This is a genomic window from Peribacillus huizhouensis, from assembly GCF_014138605.1.
GTDB lineage: Bacteria > Bacillota > Bacilli > Bacillales > DSM-1321 > Peribacillus > Peribacillus huizhouensis.
On sequence record NZ_JACJHX010000004.1, the window covers coordinates 368,388 to 388,903 of the forward strand.

The 20,516-nt window shown below is 36.7% G+C and carries 15 protein-coding genes; 4 read left to right on the forward strand and 11 right to left on the reverse strand.

Annotation, left to right across the window (positions count from 1 at the left end; all coding sequences use genetic code 11):
* The first annotated feature begins 1 nt into the window (after position 1).
* A complete protein-coding gene (qoxD, locus tag HNP81_RS09295) occupies positions 2-283 on the forward strand; it encodes a cytochrome aa3 quinol oxidase subunit IV (protein ID WP_028389809.1) in 282 nt (93 codons plus the stop codon).
* Between the two features lie 153 nt (positions 284-436).
* Here the strand turns inward: qoxD and HNP81_RS09300 are convergent, their stop codons facing one another.
* From HNP81_RS09300 to HNP81_RS09325, 6 genes are all read right to left on the reverse strand, one after another.
* Positions 437-670, reverse strand: a complete 234-nt coding sequence (locus tag HNP81_RS09300; RefSeq protein WP_028389808.1) for a hypothetical protein — start codon at positions 668-670, stop codon at positions 437-439.
* Between the two features lie 835 nt (positions 671-1,505).
* A complete protein-coding gene (locus HNP81_RS09305) occupies positions 1,506-2,738 on the reverse strand; it encodes a S1C family serine protease (protein ID WP_182502422.1) in 1,233 nt (410 codons plus the stop codon).
* 424 nt (positions 2,739-3,162) lie between these two features.
* Positions 3,163-4,041: an aldose 1-epimerase family protein gene (locus HNP81_RS09310; protein WP_246399291.1), complete on the reverse strand. Its 879-nt coding sequence runs from the start codon at positions 4,039-4,041 to the stop codon at positions 3,163-3,165.
* Between the two features lie 177 nt (positions 4,042-4,218).
* Entirely contained in the window at positions 4,219-5,028 is an 810-nt protein-coding gene (gene yidA / locus HNP81_RS09315; RefSeq protein ID WP_182502423.1) for a sugar-phosphatase, read from the reverse strand.
* A 189-nt stretch (positions 5,029-5,217) separates the two neighbouring features.
* Positions 5,218-6,627, reverse strand: coding sequence for an ATP-binding protein (locus tag HNP81_RS09320; RefSeq protein WP_028389804.1), 1,410 nt, complete (start codon positions 6,625-6,627; stop codon positions 5,218-5,220).
* Positions 6,617-7,324 (reverse strand): response regulator transcription factor, encoded by a 708-nt coding sequence (locus tag HNP81_RS09325; RefSeq protein WP_028389803.1) that lies wholly within the window; start codon positions 7,322-7,324, stop codon positions 6,617-6,619. Before HNP81_RS09325 ends, HNP81_RS09320 begins: the two co-directional genes overlap by 11 nt.
* Positions 7,325-7,711: 387 nt before the next feature.
* On the opposite strand from HNP81_RS09325, the gene HNP81_RS09330 reads away from it, so the two are divergent.
* Complete coding sequence (locus tag HNP81_RS09330) at positions 7,712-8,506, forward strand: inositol monophosphatase family protein (RefSeq protein ID WP_182502425.1); 795 nt, start codon at positions 7,712-7,714, stop codon at positions 8,504-8,506.
* Positions 8,507-8,992: 486 nt separating this feature from the next.
* Here the strand turns inward: HNP81_RS09330 and HNP81_RS09335 are convergent, their stop codons facing one another.
* Complete coding sequence (locus HNP81_RS09335; protein WP_182502426.1) at positions 8,993-10,153, reverse strand: DUF4317 domain-containing protein; 1,161 nt, start codon at positions 10,151-10,153, stop codon at positions 8,993-8,995.
* 528 nt (positions 10,154-10,681) lie between these two features.
* Positions 10,682-11,338 (reverse strand): YczE/YyaS/YitT family protein, encoded by a 657-nt coding sequence (locus HNP81_RS09340; protein ID WP_028389801.1) that lies wholly within the window; start codon positions 11,336-11,338, stop codon positions 10,682-10,684.
* A gap of 137 nt (positions 11,339-11,475) precedes the next feature.
* Between HNP81_RS09340 and HNP81_RS09345 the strand changes: the two genes are divergently transcribed.
* On the forward strand, positions 11,476-12,351 hold the full coding sequence (locus tag HNP81_RS09345; protein ID WP_028389800.1) for a LysR family transcriptional regulator: 876 nt from the start codon (positions 11,476-11,478) through the stop codon (positions 12,349-12,351).
* 448 nt (positions 12,352-12,799) lie between these two features.
* Here the strand turns inward: HNP81_RS09345 and HNP81_RS09350 are convergent, their stop codons facing one another.
* Together HNP81_RS09350 and HNP81_RS09355 are read right to left on the reverse strand one after the other, a co-directional pair.
* Positions 12,800-13,438 (reverse strand): hypothetical protein, encoded by a 639-nt coding sequence (locus tag HNP81_RS09350; RefSeq protein WP_028389798.1) that lies wholly within the window; start codon positions 13,436-13,438, stop codon positions 12,800-12,802.
* Positions 13,439-13,533: 95 nt separating this feature from the next.
* Positions 13,534-14,874, reverse strand: a complete 1,341-nt coding sequence (locus HNP81_RS09355; RefSeq protein WP_182502473.1) for an alkaline phosphatase — start codon at positions 14,872-14,874, stop codon at positions 13,534-13,536.
* A gap of 535 nt (positions 14,875-15,409) precedes the next feature.
* Between HNP81_RS09355 and HNP81_RS09360 the strand changes: the two genes are divergently transcribed.
* Positions 15,410-16,819 (forward strand): YcdB/YcdC domain-containing protein, encoded by a 1,410-nt coding sequence (locus HNP81_RS09360; protein ID WP_182502427.1) that lies wholly within the window; start codon positions 15,410-15,412, stop codon positions 16,817-16,819.
* A 283-nt stretch (positions 16,820-17,102) separates the two neighbouring features.
* Here the strand turns inward: HNP81_RS09360 and HNP81_RS09365 are convergent, their stop codons facing one another.
* Positions 17,103-19,811, reverse strand: coding sequence for a GTP-binding protein (locus HNP81_RS09365; RefSeq protein ID WP_182502428.1), 2,709 nt, complete (start codon positions 19,809-19,811; stop codon positions 17,103-17,105).
* Positions 19,812-20,516: the final 705 nt, after the last annotated feature.

Here is a 20,516-nt window from a genome sequence, read left to right on the forward strand (position 1 = left end):
TATGAAGGAATTATTCCCAATAAAACAAGTAATGGGCTTTGTATTCTCGTTAATCCTTACAGCAGTGGCTCTATTGGTTTACTTTTTAGATATGTCATTTACAGCAGGCATAACTATACTTCTTCTAACTGCATTCGTACAAGCAGGCCTTCAACTCGTTGTATTCATGCATGCTGGTGAAACAGAAGATAAAGGCGCCATTTATTCAAACGTTTATTTCGGTATATTGGTTGCTTTAGTTACCATTTTTGGGACATTGTTAATCTTTCTCTGGGATATGTAATCCAAAAAGATCCACTTAAAAGAGGGCGTATTACGCTCTCTTTTTTTTAAAAGGCGCAGCCATTTGTTTCATCATAGTCAACTACGCCTATTCAACATCTAGGTGACCATTTATTATTCACGTTCTTATTATTCTTATTAAACCAATCCATTATCAAGGCAGTATCTTTTTCCCCTGCTTACAATTTGTCACCATTTCTTCAGAAGCTACTAGAAACATTCCCATCAAGAAGATAAAAACAGCGCCCATCACTGTACCAATCCCTATCCCCATCACAGGTCTGAAATCGCTTACAAAAGAACCGTATAAAAAAATTGCAATTCCCATTGTAAGTAGGATTGCCCCTACATACTTCGTAGCGTTTAACAATTTCAATCTAGATTCCATTTTAATCATCCTCCTTATATATATTATTCATCCCGTTCACAGAATTGTCAAACTATTTTTATATTTTTGAAACAATTTTATTGACAATTATATGTGAATAGCATTTTTTATTGGCTATGGACCTATTGCAGTATAATAGCAAGTTCTTACTATTAGGCTGTGTTATATAACCTGTTGATTTTTAGCTCATTTTAGCCCTAATATCATGAAACGATGAGATTAAACGAGCTTTCTCTCTCGTTTCATGGTATTAGGGCTATCTTTCAAGCCTTGTTAAGAGTCGTGTAAAATCTTGGTTTTAAACGATTAAGCCAAAAATCTTTTTAACAATAATATTGTTTATCATTGCCTATTATTATTCGTTCAAACCATTATCCTCATGTAAACTTTCATGCTTTTACTTAGGCTGTTTTCACATTCTTTGTTGCTTTTCAATCATTTTTACACTAATAACCCGGGTTGATTTCCGTTGCAGGTCCTCGCTTTCCGCGGGCGGTCTCAGAGGCCTCCTCAGTGCTTTGCACTTGCGGGGTCTCCCTAAACACGCTTTTCCCGCAGGAGTCTCGCACCTGTAACGAAGATCAACATCTGTTCGAATTGGTTTCTTGCTAAAAACAACAATCTTTACGAAAAGAGCCTTCACTTAAAACCAGCCATTTATCTGACACATAATCCGTTTATATGCATATCTGATATAAAACTCAACATCTAAATATCTGTTCACCAGTATTACGTTTAAATAATATTAGTCGATAGACGAAAGAACTTCTTTCATTTGCTAAAAAAAGGGTTCCTAGCTACGAAATTATAGCTAGGAACCTCTATGCCAAAATACTTATTCGGGAACCTGTTTTTGTGATTGTCCTAATGTAACCTGTAATGTTAATTTCTGATTCCCACGATACACTTCCACACTTACTTTTTCATTCACTTTTGCTTCTGTATAGAGATATTTTCTAAGTTCCAAAGCGCTCTTTATCTCTTTTCCATTCATCGCTGTAATGATATCTTCCTGTTGTATGCCGCCCTTTTCTGCAGCAGATCCATTTGCTACATCTGTGACCATGACTCCTGCCTTCACATTTTGAGAAATGTTTTGTACATAGGCTTGTGGAAGTTGCGCTATGTCAGCAAGACCTACACCTAAATATGGCCGTGTTACTTTCCCTGTTTTAATCATTTCGTCGACAATTGGAATCACATCATTACTTGGAATAGCAAATCCTAGGCCTTCAACCCCATTTACGGATATTTTTAAGCTATTAATTCCGATTACTTCTCCTTTAGAATTAATCAGTGCTCCTCCGCTATTACCTGGATTGATGGCAGCGTCTGTTTGAATGACGTTCAATCCCCATGTCCCGCTTGATGTATCTACATCAATGGTTCTTTCAGCAGCACTAATAATTCCTTGGGTAACGGTTCTAGAAAAATCAAGACCAAGTGGATTCCCAATTGCTACAACCTGCTCACCAGCACGGACCGCACTTGAATCACCAAATTTAATTTCTCCTGGGGCTAATGAAGCATCAATTTTCAAAACAGCCAAATCGGTTAAAGCATCGGAACCAACGATTTCTGCCGTTGTGGTCTTGCCATTATATAACGATATTTCTACTTTTGAGGCTCCTTCAATGACATGGTTATTCGTAACAATATAGGCGTTCTTTCCATCTATTTTATACATGACACCTGAACCGGTTCCACTTTCTACTTCCTGTGAATTTTGTGCAAATCGGTTAGCTGATTGTTGATAATTGACAACTCCGACAATTGCCTTCGAAGCCGATTCTACCATATCTGCAAGGCTTGTTGTGCCTGTATATGAAGTTGGTTGAACGTTTACACCATTATCCTTTGTTAGATCTTTTTCTGCGGCTGTAGAAGCTGGATTTTCAGTGGGGGTGGTAGTGTCTGTGAAAAACTGATCTCCCGTTGTTATAAATATCGTTGCTGTTAAAACGGAACCGATTAATCCGGAAACAATCGTCTGCCCCCAGCCCGCTTTTCCTTTTTTATGCTGTTCTCTTTGTGAAGATGTATTTGTTTCAATTTGATGTTCCTCCATACGGACCATCCTCCTTGTTTCTTTCAATTTATTTGTTACATTCATCATACCCAACAAATATGACAAATTTATTAACAAAGAATGAAACAAGGGTGAAATATTACGCTCTTCAATTCTCTATAATTAAGGCTGTTTTCACATACTTTGTTGCTTTTCAATCATTTTTACACTAATAACCCGGGTTGATTTCCGTTGCAGGTACTCGCTTTCCGCGGGCGGTCTCAGAAGCCTCCTCAGTGCTTTGCACTTGCGGGGTCTCCCTCAACACGCTTTTCCCGCAGGAGTCTCGCACCTTCCACTACAATCAACATCTGTTCGAATTGGTTTCTTGCTAAAAACAACAATCTTTACGAAAAGAGCCATAATTAAAGACATGGTTCCCCCAGTTTAACAGGATGTAAGTAAGAAACTAGTCTTAATTCCTCTAATTAAACTTCATTCCATACTCTGCAGAGAACGTTTCTCCAGCTTCAAGCCTATTCACTCCAAATTTCTCTTTCAAGTCTCCTGATGCATCATGAGTATCAGCAATACCATACCATGGTTCAACGCAAACAAACGGTGCCATTGTGCGATCTGTTTCGTTATATTTCGACCAAATTCCAACGAATGGAAAATCATTAAATGTTAGTTCTACGCCATGACTTGATGTTTTAGATGTCAATGTCACGTGATCGATATGGCTATATACGAGAGCGTCCTTTGCAAATAATGACGGAGTGATCGGAATTTCTTGAAAATCATGAGCCGGTCCTTTCTCATAAATTAAAGAATCTTTTAGCTCATATTCAATGACTTCCTTCGAACCAGGGGTAAGCTTCAATATATAATCCTCAATCTTCTCATTTTCTAAAAGCGGAAGCTTAAACGCTGGGTGTGCCCCAATGGAAAAATACATTGCTTCTTTATTTTCATTCAAGATTTCCCAGCGAACAATTAACGAATCTTCTTTAAGAGTATAATGAATATATGCCTTAAATTCATATGGATATACATGTGTGAACTGTCCAGCAGACTCAATTACAAAAGAAACATAGTCTGCTTCCAGTTTGTCCACTTCGAAAACATTATCGCGTAAGAAACCATGCTGTGACAGTTTGTATATGTTGCCATCAAGTTGATACTGGTTTTCTTTTAAACTTCCGACAATCGGAAACAAGACTGGAGAAACACGTCCCCAGTAGGCACTATCCCCTGTCCACATATAGTTCAGCCCATTTTTCTTATGCTGTACTTCCCGTACTTCTGCCCCATTTTGTGAAATACTCACCTTTAACCAATTATTTTCAATTTCAACCATCATCTAAAATCCCCATCTCTTCAGAAGTTTCTAAACCAAAGGGTCAACCCCTCATAACTAAACATAGTATAAGATTAGTGTATGAAACACTACGTGTTGAATTAGAGTACGAGGTCAGTCCCTTGTCATAAAATGTCAAGCCTCATAATCAAACGTAAAATATCTCCTAGTTAGTGCTTATCATGTCAGTACAAGCTCTTGAATAGCGTGTGCAACCCCGTTCTCATTGTTAGAGAGAGTTTGAAAATTAGCAGATTTCTTAACCTCCGGAATTGCATTCCCCATAGCCACACCACAGCCTGCGTACTCGATCATTGACAAGTCATTACCATTATCACCTATACACATTACCTCTTGTTGTCTAATTCCCAACTTTTCAGCTAATTGTTTCACAGCATTTCCTTTACTTACTTCTGGATGTAAAATTTCCAAGAAAAAAGGTGTACTCTGAACCATCATGTATTGTTCTTTTAGTGATGCAGGAATTTGTGCAATCACTTTACTTAAACGATCTGGTTCATCAATAAACATTATTTTCGGTAGCAATATATTTGCTGGGATTTCTTTAACTTGACGATAATGTAGTGGGATTTGATTAATATATGATTCATACACTGTGTATTTACTTATATTAGGATTAGGTGTATAGAGATTATCTGCATCAAAAAAATGCATAGATGTACTTAGCTCAACACTAAGTTCATGAACCAATTTTAAATCCTCATAACCAAGGGATAGTTCAGATACGATCTCATTCGTATGAGTATTTTGAACGAGTGCACCGTTATAGGCAATGACGTAATCTTCTTCCTCATCTAACTTAAGATCTTTTAAATATCTACGCATACCACCTATGGGACGGCCGGAACAGAGTACGATTTTCACACCTTGCTCTTTTGCTTTATGTAGCGCGTTTCGTACTTCTTCTGTTACTTCATGATGGTCATTTAATAAGGTCCCATCCATGTCGATGGCAATTATTTTATACACTATTTTCCACTCCTCTTTCTCATTTGACACTAGCTCTTTGGAGAAGGTCTCCACAGACTCAATTCTAACACCATTCATATTATAGGTCACAGCGCATCGTACTTCCTACTATAAAGGCACTTTAGCTGCTTTCTTTTAGATCCTTCTTCACAAAAAGTATCGATAACTAGTAATAATTCTTCTATGCATCTATTTTTTTTCTGGCAATTGAATCGTAAAGATCGTTCCCTTGCCTTCCTCACTTTCCACTTCGATTTCACCATCATGAAGCTGAACAAGCTTTTTAACGATAGATAAACCGAGACCGAATTCTCCATATGGATTACTAGTTCGAGACAAATCAGCTTTATAAAAGCGATGCCAGATTGCCTCAATATCTGCTGGATTAATTCCAGAACCTGTGTCTTCAATTTCAATGATTGTCCTATCTTTTCCCGCTTTACCACGGAGCCATATCGTTCCATTCTCGGTAAATTGAATACTGTTCTTTGTGATATTAATTAAAATTTGCATCAGTCTGTCGTAATCTGCAAAAACGAGCAAATCTCTAGTAACATCAAGCAGAATCCTGTTATCCTTACCTTCCGCCTGAATCGAGAGCTGGTCTCGAATAACTTCCAGCACTTCTTGAAGCTGGATCGTTTCTTTCGTTAACACAACCTGATTAGATCGAATTTTTTCATAATCTAGATTTTCATTTACTAACCGGATTAATCGCTTCGTCTCCTGATTCATTAGATTAATGCCCTTCATTTTTTCTTCTTCAGGAATTAAGTCATCACGTAGCCCTTCTATCATTCCGCTTATCGTCGTTAATGGCGTTCGCATTTCATGAGATACATCCGCCATGAATTGACGCCTACGGTTTTCAAGACTTTCAATTTCCTCATTGGAGTTCTTTAACTTCCTTGCCATCTCGTTGAAATCATTGCCAAGATCACCGATTTCATCAAAACTGGAGGATGGGACGTGGACATCATAGTTCCCAGAAGAAATCATCGAAGTTGCTTCGCGGATACGTTGAATTCGATTCACATGAAGTTTAGATAAAAACCAGCTTAATAATAAGGAGATCGTTAAAGCGATAACTACGGTAATGAATAGATAATTGTTCACTTCTCTAATCATTTCTTTTGTACCACTTACGGGGGCATAAAGTACAATGACTCCGAGCAAATTCCCACGTTGAATATATGGTAACAACACAACCGACATTTCTTGTACAAATCGTTTGCCTTCATGACGAATAATTACCGTTTCACCGTTTGATAGTCGTGAATACTCTTTAGCAGTCAGCTCGAAACTTTCTAGTGGACCAATATTAGGCGTTAGCAAGTTCAAACGTTGATCAAACACACTAAAGTAAATTTGTCGTGCATCTAACACGTTTGCATATTGATTTAAAGTTGCAATCTGCCCTCTCGGATCGGCTTCAAACTTCGCTAAAATGGTTTGTCCATATTCAATCAATTCATCGGTTTTATTTTTATAAACTAGATTTTCGACATAATTAGCGAATAGTAAACTTAAGATCACAAACGCCAACAGGAAAATGCTAATGTGGCTCACAAGCAATTGATACACATACTTAATTCTCATCAACCATCACCGTTTCATCAAACTTATAGCCGACTCCCCAAACAGTATGAAGCATCGGCTGAGCGTTTAATCCGATTTTGCCCCGCAAACGTTTAATATGCACATCAACCGTTCGCTCATCCCCGTAAAACTGATAGCCCCATACCCTTTCAAGCAGTTGCTCACGTGTGAAGACCTGGCGTGGAGATTGGATAAAATAGAGAAGTAAATCAAATTCTTTTGGTGTTAAGTTCGGGACCAATGCACCATCTAGAAATACTTCCCGTGTATCACGATTTATTGTAAAATGGGTTGTTTCAATAATATGCCCCTCTGATAGCTCTGACTGATTATCCTTCTGCGACCTTCGCATCACTGCCTTAATTCTTGCCATCAATGCCAGTGGACTAAAAGGCTTAGTCACATAATCATCCGCTCCCAGTTCAAGCCCAAGGACTTGATCAGACTCACTATCCTTTGCCGTTAACATAATGATTGGTATTGTACGATCTTCTTCCCTGATTTTCCGACAAATACTGACCCCATCCATCCCTGGAAGCATCCAATCCAAGATTATTATATCCCAATCACCCGTTTTGTAGCGATTGTAGCCATCAAGTCCATTCATCACGAACTCACCGCGCAATCCTTCTTTCGCGAAAAACATTTCTAGCATTGAACAAACCGCTTCATTATCTTCTACGACTAAAATATTCACGTATACACACTCCTTAGTCTATCTACCTTTTACGTTACGTCTAATTCCTCATATTTTCAACTACTATCAACTGCTTCGTTACATTAGTGAAAATAGACAATCATACGGACACTTTAATTTGAACTAGGATGAATCATACATCAAATAAGATCGGATCTTAAATGTATTGCTTCAATCTAATATGGACGCTCGTTTATATTACTTTTCTAAACTCGTCTTCCTTTTCTTTCTATTGAATTACAAGTTATCTTAACCATTTCTCATTTTTCCACTTTATTTTGCAGGATTCAATACAGAGATTTGTCGAATTAGTAATGGGGATAGTCGACATATGTAAAATTCTAAATAAAATCAGTGGGGTTACTGCCCGTTAATGCGGGATAAAAAGTGTCAGAAGAATTATTTGAAAAAGGAGAAAAAGACATGTATAAATCATATTTAGATTTTGCTATTGAACTTGGTAAAGAAGCAGGACAATTCATTGTTCCACACGCAGGGAAAGCTGGTCAACAAACTGTGAAATCAGCAAAAGATTTTGTAACAGAAATGGATATTCAGGTTGAAAACCTTATCATTCGCCGTATCAAAGAACAATATCCTACTCATCAAGTTTTCAGTGAAGAAGCGGGGAATATTGAAGGAACTGAAGATTTTGAATGGGTAATCGACCCAATTGACGGTACGGTGAATTACAGTGTCGGAATTCCGTTGTACGGCGTTTCTATTGCGCTTACGCACAAAGGGGATCCTGTTGTTGCTGTTATTTCACTTCCTGGTTTAGGTGAATTATTTTGGGCAGCAAAAGGAGAAGGTACTTTTTTAAACGGACAACCGATTCAAGTTAGAGATGCTTCTATTGCCGAAGCCTTTGTATCAGTAGGAGACTTCGCAAAGGATGGAAACAAAGAAAGCAATAGAGAACGATTGCTATTGTTAGATAATATCGTAAATGATGTATACAGAATTCGGATAATCGGTACTGCTGCTGTTACGCTAGCCTATATCGCAGCTGGTCGATTAGACGCAGCCATTTACTTAAACCCTAACTGGTATGACGTTGCAGCTGGCCAGTTACTAATTACTGAAGCTGGTGGAACACAAAGCCTAGCAGGAAATCACACAATTTATGCCACTAATAAAATAATGGATGAGTTAAAGAATCTTATTCTTGTGCAACAATAACTCTTTGCTATCTTTATAATCTGGTAATCTTTTGAAACAATACATTTTGATAACTCTCGAAACCGTCTGTCATTATAACAGGCGGTTTCGTTTATCACCTCTTTATTTACGTTCATGAATTATGGTTGCTTTGAATAAAGTTTGATCATTTTCTATCAGTGTTGCTCCATAATTCAGCTTGATTGGAAGATCGAAAAATGTAAAAGAGCTTCAAAAATTTATCTTTAATTATTGCTCGATCGCAATCCGTTAGTTTACGTATAATTCTTCACATTTTATAAGCTCAATAGGCAGCATTGCGCCTAATCGAATACATCATCATTCACAAACATTAAATCCAGCGATTCACTTCTCTAACCTGATTTGCTGTATGATCATGTTGTCTGGATCCAATCCTAAAAAAAGTTGGTTCCTACAATTTCTAGAAATCCAACTAAATTCATTTATTGATTGCAATGTATCAAGGAATCTGATCCTGAAAAACCACTAGAGTGTCTTCGTTTCCAGTCGAAATCCTTCGACGACTACATCCTCATCAATCTCAACTAATAGGCACCGTTTTCCATTGTAAGTAATATATTTTACATTTTTTAGGTCTTTCGGGCTGACGGATACATCTGCCACCTTCGTATTGATTTTAATAGTTTTAGGGATGATACTGCTTGCTTTAATTTCATGTTTTTCGTCATCTACGACACTTTTGAAAGCATGTTCCACTTTGGCGGTATCCACATTTTCGACGCCGCTTACCTCTAAGATGCGTTCGATGTCCCGATAATCCAACATAGGAGATTCACTTTCTTCATCTTCTTCATTTTCCTGCACCATTTTATCGATTTCCTCATAGACATTAGAAATGACGTTGGAATCCACTTCGTCTCCCATCACAATTTTTAAGATTTGCTCGAAGCTGTCCTTATCTTCCATAGCGGTAATAATCTCTTCACAGTTGAGAACTTCTTCTATAAATGAATCATCTGGTTGATTCACTTTCCCTCCACAATAGAGAATATGATTCACATCTGCTGAATTTTCATTGAAGGCAGGAAACAGAAAACCTGTTAACGGAGTAGTCAAATTAATAATGGGATCAACTGCGTTATTCGATTTGAATTCTTTCTCAATATAATCAAACAGCAAGGCTTTTTTCGGCTGATCGGTTTTATTGAGACTGCAAAGGATAAACTCACTGGAATAAGCCTTATCATTCCCTCCTTCTTCCGATTCCTGATCTCGTTTCCCAGCCGCCTTTAGATATTCTCCTCGGATAAATGTCACCACAGTATCAAAATCATAAGCAGCATGAGCAAACATTTTCCCGACGATTTTGAGCATGTTTTCTTTCCAATTTTCCGTTGATCCTGCTCGTAATCCTTCGTAGAGGATCATTTGCGTGCTGTCTTCCACATCATGTTTAAATTTCAGCTCAAACAGTTTGGCATCAAGATAACCTGTCAACACCTTTTTAAAGTTTGCTAAAAACAATTCTTGTGCTTCCTGTTCTAACAATTCAAACGGTTGACTGACTTGATGGTAAATCTCACCTGATTCTTTCTTTACATAAACAGTAAAGATTTCGCGAATTTTCATAAACTGATTATCTAATTTAAATTGCTTTCGAATATTAGCGATGTCTTTTTTATTCATTTGTCTCATCTCCCATTCCTGATTATATTGGTCAGTCAAGAAAATAGTAATACTTGATATTTATTCAATTTTAATAGTTGAGTGAAATAAAGTGAAACTTCAATCAGCGGGGGAGCATCTCCACTGATGGTAAGTTTCACTGTATCTCACCAATCGGGGATCTACAGGCTGTTTATCCCCCATCTATTTATTCCTTGAATCTTTCGTAAAAATTGAGGTGGGGGTCTTACAGCCTGTTAAACCGGGAAAAAGTTCGTATTCTCCTATTTTTATAGAGTAAAATCGCCACTCACTCTAAATGATTTTCAGCGTGTTTCAAACGATCTCTAGATCTTTATTATATAGCAAGCTTTCGCAGTATCATCATTAACAATCTTTATTCTATGCAAAAATTAACTATCAAATATTATTAAGCAATTTTGGCGAAATATAAAAAATAGCAGAAGTATTATACTTCTACTAAAAAATCATCAACTGATTTATAAAATAATTTATTTTATTATATATACAGAATCAAAGACATCTTTATTAAGATTCTTTAGATAGCCCCTCAGTTTTATATACCCAATATTGAAGAGGTTGTTGGTAATGCTTGATCATCCAACCTAATATTTTGCCGATGAAATAGGCGGCGACTAGTGTACCGATTCCGATTGAGCCTAAAGATTGAATAAAAATTAAACATATTGCACCTGCAACACACACATTAATTAAATCGCTTGAAATTTTCGTTTTACTAAATTTCAAATTAAATTTTTCGCTAAATACATGAGTTAACGCATCATATGGCATTAATGGAAGTTTCGCTGTAAAATAACCAATTAAACCAGTAGCTACAACAAATAAACTAACGATTAAAAATACAATTCGAGTAAAGATGGTTTCAGGTGTAGGGAGTAGTTGTACAAAGAGGAGCGTAGCATCCATGAAGAAACCGAATAAAAACGAAATAATTAATTGACCTACAAATTCATTTAACGCAATTCGTTTATTTATTAATACTTGAATAACAATAAACAAAACATTTGCAATCACCGTTGTAAAACCAATCGATAAGCCAGTCGTTAGCGCAAATGCATAAGCCAGTGATGACACAGGCGATACCCCAAGTCCTGCTTGAATCGAGAGGCTAACGCCAAGCGACAAGAGAAATAAGCCAAGCACGTAAAAGACGAGTCGCTTCATTATTTTACTCATATGATTCATAACATCCTTCGCTTTCTGTAAATAGTATACGATTAAATATAACATCAAATTTAACATATAAAAAATATATATATTATAATATAATCATACTAAAAAACATATAATGGAGATATGAAATGGATTTTCGACAATTACATTACTTTAGAGAAATAGTAAGACAAGGAAGTATTTCTAAAGCAGCAGAAGTGCTCCATATCGCCCAGCCACCGCTTAGCCAGCTGTTAAAAAAGCTTGAAAATGATCTTGGTACAACTTTAATTCATCGATATCGTAAAAAATGGGAGCTTACAGAAACTGGTGAACTAATATATCAATATGCCGAGCAAATGCTCATGCAAATGCAAGATGTAAAGCAGCGAATTCGAGAGATTGAACAGGGTATAGCAGGAACAGTAAGCATTGGTGTATCCTCTGCATGTTCGAATATGCTCATTGACTTTGTCAGTATGTTTAGAACACAATATCCAAATATTAAAATCAATATTATAAAAGGCAACTCAGAAGAATTATTAAAAAGACTAGAACAAAGAGAAATTGATGTTGCATTACTTTTACGTCCGGGCAATAGTGAACAATATCAGATGAAAATATTAAAAAAACAGCCATTCGTCGTGATTATTCCAACTAATTGGTTACCATTGTTTTCATCGCAGGATGTGACTTTGGAAAAAATAGCCTCATTCCCTTTCATTATGTTGGGGGCGATGGAAGGCCATTTTTTACATGAAAGGATATTGCAAACATTTAATGAACGTAATCTGAAGCCTAATATCATAATCGAGTGCAAAGATGTCACAATGGTTGTAGCACTTGTAAACAGAGGATTAGGTTTATCAATTATTCCGAAAATGGATTATGACTCGCCTTTTTTAGAACATACAACGCTTTTTGAACTGAAACAATTTGATTTTAGTATGGAGCCCGTTTTTTTAAGATTAAGGGATGAACCAAACTCAAAGGCGGCCACCCAATTTTGGGAGATCGTTGATTAGACGAAGTGAACATTCTATAGTAGTCAGGAATTTCATTGCCATGAACAGTGGTTTTTTTTCATAAGTAAAATGACGGAGTCCCTCACTCATTATTTAGCACCTGAGATTAATGTGAGTCGTTTAGATGATATGGACGTACAGCCCACGTTGTCTGAGGAAAGGCAAAATCCCTTTATCGAGGACCTTAATTTTGAATTAACATGGAACAGAAATTACTAAGAAAATCAGCATGAATATTTCGAACTTCTCTATCGTGTTTCATTTTCGAAGCTTAATGATGATATTCGCTTAATTGATGCTCATTTAGGTGGAAAGATTACAGAAAAAATTTGAATGATGTGTTTAAAGAAACTTATTCTTATATTCAAATTGAATGATAAACAGCGGCCAAAGGTTTTATCGTTAAGCCCCAAAAAGTATAGAGAGAAATCTCTATACCTTTTATTGGTTAAAACTTAATTTTTATTATTTGAGAGTCATTTATTTTATTTTCATCTTTATCGAATACATCGCTTGTTGTTAGTTCAATCCATTCAAGGTCTTTTGATGAGTCAATAATAAAACCTAAATTCCCCTTTTTTGTTGAGTTCCCTTCTATTTCACCATTTAATTCTTCTAGATATATATCTTTCCCCCAATCTAACTTCTCACCTGTGCTCGTTTCAATCAGGGCTATTGGTGCAAAGTTTATTTTTTCATTGGAAGTGTTTTCGATTTCTACAAAGACCTTTACAAAATCAAATTCTTCATCATGTGTCAACACATGAAAATAATCAATTAGACTATAATCTGGTCTTAAATGAATGAGTTTCATATCTTTTACATTTAGTCGGATTGGACCAACTTCGTAAGTTTCATTGACGGGATTGATTGCTTTTAAAGTCGCTTCACCTTTTTCATCTGAAACGGATTGACCAACTTCAAGTAATGTTCGGTCATCTGTTACCTGTGGGTTTGAAGAGTAATCACTCAAATACTCACTTGCCGATTGCTTTTCTTTTAGAAGAGGTTCGCTGTTACTTACATCATTCGAACAGCCAAATAAGAAGAGCGTTATAAAGGTTAGAAGACCCAAATATTTTTTCAAAAAAAAACCTCCAATTTATCCCGGTTTCACTTTATCATTCAAAAAAGAAGAGCTGACTTAAAGATACGTGTCAGCCCCCTTTTGTAAAGCCAAATTTATTTATCGTTAATAACCGTTTTCTTATTCCCTTTTTCTAGAATGTCAAAGATGATTTTCGCATTATCTGTGTTATCAATTTGTCCTGCAAATCGTTCAGATGAAGGTCCATAAGCATATACAGGTACATCTTCACCCGTATGTCCACCAGTAGTCCATCCCGTGTTAGAACGCGTGTCAAAGATTTTTTCGATTGCATTATCAATATCGACTTCTTTTTTAGTAGCTGCATCTTTTACAGACTGAATTTCTTTAGCTGTTAAATCAAGATCTATATATTTTTTCAATGTTTCTTCTACACCAGCACCATTTGCGATTTGATTCGCCATGAAATCAGGTGTACGTTTTGCTGCTTTAATTGGTTCACCAAACCAGTTGTAAATGCCATTTGCGCCAATTGAATAACCGCCAGTAGAGTGATCGGCCGTCGCAACAACTAATGTATGCTTATCCTTTTTCGCAAAATCAATCGCTGCTTTAAATGCTTTTTCAAAGTCTTCCATTTCACTCATTGCACCAACGATATCATTATCATGACCAGCCCAATCAATTTGGCTTCCTTCAATCATTAAGAAGAAACCATCTTTATCTTGTTTTAAACGGTCTATTGCAGAAGTTGTCATTTTTTCTAAAGAAGGTACGTCTTTCGTACGATCAAGCATTTTTGGTAGTCCACGTTCTGCAAATAATCCAAGAACCTGTTGATTTTTGTCTTTTGAAAGCTCGTCTGTATTTGTTACATAGCTAAATCCATCTTTTTTGAATTCATCGACAAGATTACGATCTTTGCGGATAAATAAATCTGTTCCTCCACCAAGAAGAACGTCTATCTTATGTTTCCCATTTACTAATTCATCAAAGTAATCATCCGCAATCCCATTCATGTTTTGACGGCTAGGATCATGTGAACCAAATGCTGCTGGAGTAGCATGAGTAATTTCTGATGTAGCAACAAGTCCAGTCGCTTTCCCACTTTCTTTTGCAGCCTCAAGAACCGTTTTCACTTCAGTTTTATCATTATCTACTGCTATAGCATTGTTATATGTTTTAATACCAGCAGACATAGCTGTTGCAGCAGAAGCAGAGTCCGTTACATTTTGTTCGGGATCTTCTGGATACGTCATTTGCTGGCCAACAAGATATTTATCAAGCTCCGTACGATCTACAAATTTTGATGTAGAACTGTCCTTTAAATAACGATAAGCTGATGTATACGAAACACCCATCCCATCGCCAATAAGGAAGATGACATTTTTAATTTCAGCATTGTTCTTCTCTGTTTCTTTTGCTTCAGCGTCAGAAAAGGGTATTCCTAAACTACTAAAAGCAACAGTGGACATAACGGCTAAAGGGAGTAGCTTCTTCTTAAAATTTTTACTAAACAAGGGATCATTCCTCCTGATTTTATGTTATAAGCGTATTGTAAATTAATAACCTTAATTCCTTATCATAGGTTTGTAATGATATTGTAAATCCCACTAATTAAGTAAATAGATCCAAATCAAAGGGAATTTTTTACTGTAACTAATATAAAAACGAGACATTATACCTACAAAAAGCCACTTTATTTATTTAACAACATCTAGTTTTTGAGAAGTGGTAGTACATTATGAATAGATTTTACTTTAAAAGGATTTACATAATTTTACGCAATAGTTATTCTCTTTACAAAAAAGGACAAAAAAAACTGCTCGGGGCACCAAAATCTGTTCATCTTTTATATCTTACTCTACTTTCACTTTATAGAATTAAGAGGCAATTCCATATATTTGACATTTAAACTGGATATATTTAGTTTAACCATGTCTTTCTATTACCTTATAATAGGATATAAGACTACAGCAGATAGACCATTTAGGATCGGGGGGATTAATTGTGAATAAAGAAAGACTCAAGTTACGTGCTCTACAAATAGGGAAGGTTTCAAATGACTTCGAGCTTGAGATTGAGGATTTTAGCGAAGAACATCAAGTGGCACTGTTTGTCTGGAAATCCATTCACGACGCGGAACAAGGAATATGGATTGAATTAGACAGTGAGGGTCATTTACTCCATTACAATCAATACGAGGCAGTGTTACACCATTTACTTCTACAAGAAGAAGAACTTTTAGAAAAGTCCCTTCAGTTTGTCTCCCAGTATTATCAGGATGCTCTAAAAACGTTTGTCCCGAAAAAAAGTAAAACACTTTCCAATGGAATGCGGTTTTCATCTGTTCAAATGGAGCTTGGATTGCCGCTTGAAATGACTGGTTTTTATGTAGATGTGGCTTTTAGCGGAGATATTCTTGCATTCCGTTATTATGGTGAAGCGAAGGATATTAGGCTCCCTGGAGAAATTTTGGACAAGGAATGGGTAAAGCAATCGTTTTTGGCTGAGGTAAAAATGAACCTGCTTATTACAAATCTAAGTTCTGACGTATATGAAAATGTCAGTCCTTCACCTCGTCTTGTCTATCAACCAAATTGTCCCTTCTACACCCATTCTGCAGATCAAATAGCAGAAAGAAACATTGAGAATGAAAACGAAGAAGATTACGAAATTAGCTATCTTCCCCTTCCTGAAAGGTTACCGGGTTATTCTGATATTAATAAGGCTATTGGATTCGATAAACATGCATTAACGAAGCTCCGAGAAGTAGAGATAGGGGATGAAATTGTGACCGTATGGCATCCAGCCCCCCCTCATTCTGTAAACAATGACCTTAGCCTTGACAGCTATTTTCAAAGAAAAACAGAAAATACATTGAAAATTAGAACCGATAAACAAACTGGCAAGATAACAGGATTGTTTAATTTTATGGATACTGAAGGGCCAATGTCATTATCGGACGAAGAATGCAAAACAATCGCTCTAAAATTTCTATACACATTGTATCCAAACGCAGATCAGTACTTCCGTATTGCTAGCTCCAATGAAGATGAGGAGGAAGAAACGACTCAGTACGGGTTCCATTTTTCCATCTTTCATAGAGGGATTTCAACACATTTTGGTCTCTGTCACATCACTGTCAATAAAACGACAGGGTTCATCACGCATTATTCAGCCCCTGACATTGATGTGGATCGTTTAGAAGATATCGACGTACAGCCCATGTTGTCTGAAAAAGAGGCAAAGTCCCTTTATCTTGAGGACCTCGATTTTGAATTAATATGGAATAAAAATTACGAAGAAAATCAGCATGAATATCACGAACTCATCTATCGTGTTTCATTTCCAAAACTTAATGGTGATATTCACTTTATTAATGCTCATTCGGGTGGAAAGATTACAGCAAAGATTTAAAACGTGTACATAGAGAAAGTATTTCGCTGTTCCTTTTTCTCATGTTCAAATTGAATGATAAACAGAGGCAGACTAAGTATGTTGATTTTACTTAGCTAGCCTCTGTATTTGTGTAGATGTATTATTTCTAATTCGAAGCATACTTTTCTGCTTTGACGCATAAACCCTAGATTCGACGCGTAGATCCATTTTGCTACTTGAGTTCGAAGACAACAAAACGATTGAAAATACTTTTACTTTATCATTTAAGAAAGCCTGCAGGTTCTCCTGCAGGCTTCTTGTCTTATCTACTCGCTTTCTGCATCCATTCATACTGACGTAGTCGGATTTCAAAAAGCGTAATTGGATCACGGTATTGCTCTGGACGTTCACGCATTTTATCAAGTGTTGCTTGATTTTCTTTAATTTCATATTCTGATTGTTCAACCGCTGCATGAAGATTCCCTTTTGCGCCGCGGAAAAACATCGTAATGTCGCGATCTAATGATTTCTCGAACAATTCGAATTGGGATAGGAATTTTCGAGCAATCATTTCAGCTACATCATCATAATCCATCGTTTCCAGGAATTTTTTGTAGCGCGCATACATCCCTGCTTTGTTTTGCCCAATTGAACCGAATAGTTTACCTGCTCCCTTTAGCAACAATTGAGAAGGTGTATGACGGAGTAGAATATTCACATGTTCGATACGAACTCCACTTGTCATCCGATCTGCATCGCGACCCCAATCATCCAGTACTTTAAAGTCACATTGTAAATCCATGCGATTATCCCGATACAAGGCATTAAATCCGTCAGCCATTTCGTTCAACTCATACTGACATTGAGTAAAATCTAGTTTAGATTCCATTATCCAATGTTGAAGTGAATTATAAAATCTTGGCATTACTCGGCGATTTATATAATCTTGAATTCGGACATTCATTTCGTCATTCAAAGTGAGATGAATTTGACTGAAATCACTATCTTCCTTCACCAACTCTGAGCATTCACGGAGAAGTTTAGGGATCGTCACTTTCAAATCATTTTTCACTTCTTCTTTAATCAAGCGATAACTCTTAGAAATGGTATTTATTTTATCTTTTTCCAGATCCATCAGCTGGTTGATAGCACCGTTTACCTTCACGACCATCTCTTCATTCCAAGCAATGGAATCTACTCGTTCACTTTCCATTTCAACCCTTTTATTTAAAAGAGATGTTAATGTTTGGCGGATAAAATATAGAAGAGTATCCGTTCTTAGCTGTTCAATAAATAATCCTGTCTGACTTGCCGCGACGAATTCAGAAGCTTCCTCCATTTGTTTACGATTATTATACTCAGAAGAATAAGCAAAAACATTGGCTGAAGGGAAATCCGTTGCAATACGCTCAGCCGTTTCATCAAGGATCCGCATGGCATCACTTTCACTAGAAATCTTATCCATTCTATTCATCACAAAATGAATAGACAGATGTGATGCCCGTTTCTTCACCTGTAGCAACATATCACGCTCATAATCCGTGAATGGCGACACCGCATCCAATACAAATACCATGGTGTCGGCCGCATGACTAATGCTTAGAAATTCGGGACTCATCACTGTATGTCGATCCATAGGAGGTGTATCAATAAGAGTGAGTGAATGATCTTGCAAAAAAGGCGATGGATAGTTCATCTCTATGAACGAATTCGGTGAAATATCACCTAAATCCAACAATGAAATACGCTCTGTTCCAGTAACCTCAAGGATATTAGGTTCTTCACTATCCCGAATGATTAAATATGCAGGTGTTTCTTCTTCGCTAAGTTCAGCGCCAAGTAAGCTGTTAACAAACGAAGACTTCTCTGACTTATCAGTTCCTGTAATTAATAGATGTTGAGTTTCCAAATCCATTAACACTTCAACGAGCCATTTTGTTTTTTCTCCTGAATCAACATCATGCTTGTTGGACCATTGAATCACATCTTCATAAAGTTCAGAACTTGCTTGGAATGATGATTCACTTACATGGCTTTGTGCTAAAAGATTTTCTGCATCCCCAACGACTAGTGGATTCATTTGTTCATTAAAGATTTCATTCCATGACAATACAGCTGCTGCGGCAAACATGACTTGAGAGGAATCCGCTAGTCTTAACCAATTACTGAGGAGTTCTGGAACAATAGGTTGTAGTTCATGAACTAAGTATTGTCCATCTATTAATTCTAAGTAGGTATCTTTAAAAGTATTCGCTAAATCATGCCATGAATGGGCCCCGTCAACTTCAAACGTGTAAAAGAAAGTATTGATCGTAGTTAGCCACTCGAAATACACCTCTTGCTTGCGATATTCCTGCCAAAGTGAGGTTACTAACTTCTCGAACCGTTTCTGATCGGTTAGCGATAACAATTCCAACACTTGTGTGAAATACACAGGTAATAAGTTTTTCGTATACCCAAGGTCTACATATCCTTGAAGAACATCAAACCATTTTATTACACCTGTTCTGAGACTTTCATTTACAACAAGTTCAATTGCACTCTCCCAATCTTTTTGACTATCAAAAAATGATCGGGCAAGTTCCGTAACATTCGGATAATCCGGATGAAAGGATACTAAATTTTTAATTGTTGCGGACGCAAGATCAAACCGCTCTTCTTCTATGTATAGTGTAAACAATTGCAACGCTACTTCAGCTCTTAGTACTAGAATCTCAGAAGCAATTGATTTATATAGTTCTTCAGCTGTAGAAAGCATCCCAAGCTCATAATAGGCATCAGCAACATTCTTCTTTGCCCAAGGTTCAAGTTCTGACCCGATGTTCTCCCATTTAAAGATCGCTGCTTCAAAGTCCTTATAATGAAAATATAATTCTCCTTGCGCATAGCGGATCGTTGACAACTCAGGAACCTCTTTCTTTTGTTCTTCTAAATACGCCTCTCCAAGCAGTTGAATCGGTTCTCCATCTTGAACATCGTTCACGAATGTCTCATAAAATTTTTTGTGAATTAAAAGAGTATCCGAAACCATTTTAGTCCCCCGTTACCTCATATTTTATCAAACTCAAATGAGAATTTTTTTATCCCGGTTTAACAGGCTGTATGACCCCCACCTCAACTTTTGTTTAGAGAATCAAGGAAAAAATAGGCGGGGGATAAACAGCCTGTAAATCCCCGATTGGTTCAACTAACCATCAGTGGGGATGAAAAAAATCCCCACTGATGGAAGTTTCACTTTATAACTACTAACATACTATTTTAACAAAAATCCACGTATTATAAATTTCTTTCTACTTACAATTGTAGAACAATATTATCCACGCGTGTAAAAATTTTAATAAAACATCCATTTAATTGGTTATTTTAACATTTTATAGGGTTTTTGCCAATGAAAACGATGGATAAGTCTCCCATTCGGCACTTATTTCCAATCTAGAATTAGGGATTGCATGCCAGAAGCTCTTTTCGTAAAGATTGTTGTTTTTAGCAAGAAACCAATTCGAGCAGATGTTAATTAGAGCGGATATGAGGGACTCCCGCTTAGAGAAGCGTGTTGAGCGAGACTCCGTCTGAGGAGGCTTCTAAAACCGCCCACGGAAATCACCCCAGGTTGTTCGTGTAGATATAATTGAAAAGCAACAAAGTATGTGAAAACAGCCTTCTTGTATAATGATTACCATGCTCCAAGTCCGAGCTTTTTTAAGAATAATCTGATTTTAATTCATTCCATTTTATG

Coding starts and splice junctions, on each gene's coding strand:
- qoxD (WP_028389809.1), top strand. CDS start 2: ATGAAGGAATTATTCCCAATAAAACAAGTAATGGGCTTTGTATTCTCG.
- HNP81_RS09300 (WP_028389808.1), bottom strand. CDS start 670: ATGGAATCTAGATTGAAATTGTTAAACGCTACGAAGTATGTAGGGGCA.
- HNP81_RS09305 (WP_182502422.1), bottom strand. CDS start 2,738: ATGGAGGAACATCAAATTGAAACAAATACATCTTCACAAAGAGAACAG.
- HNP81_RS09310 (WP_246399291.1), bottom strand. CDS start 4,041: ATGATGGTTGAAATTGAAAATAATTGGTTAAAGGTGAGTATTTCACAA.
- HNP81_RS09320 (WP_028389804.1), bottom strand. CDS start 6,627: ATGAGAATTAAGTATGTGTATCAATTGCTTGTGAGCCACATTAGCATT.
- HNP81_RS09335 (WP_182502426.1), bottom strand. CDS start 10,153: ATGAATAAAAAAGACATCGCTAATATTCGAAAGCAATTTAAATTAGAT.
- HNP81_RS09340 (WP_028389801.1), bottom strand. CDS start 11,338: ATGAAGCGACTCGTCTTTTACGTGCTTGGCTTATTTCTCTTGTCGCTT.
- HNP81_RS09345 (WP_028389800.1), top strand. CDS start 11,476: ATGGATTTTCGACAATTACATTACTTTAGAGAAATAGTAAGACAAGGA.
- HNP81_RS09355 (WP_182502473.1), bottom strand. CDS start 14,874: ATGTCCACTGTTGCTTTTAGTAGTTTAGGAATACCCTTTTCTGACGCT.
- HNP81_RS09365 (WP_182502428.1), bottom strand. CDS start 19,811: ATGGTTTCGGATACTCTTTTAATTCACAAAAAATTTTATGAGACATTC.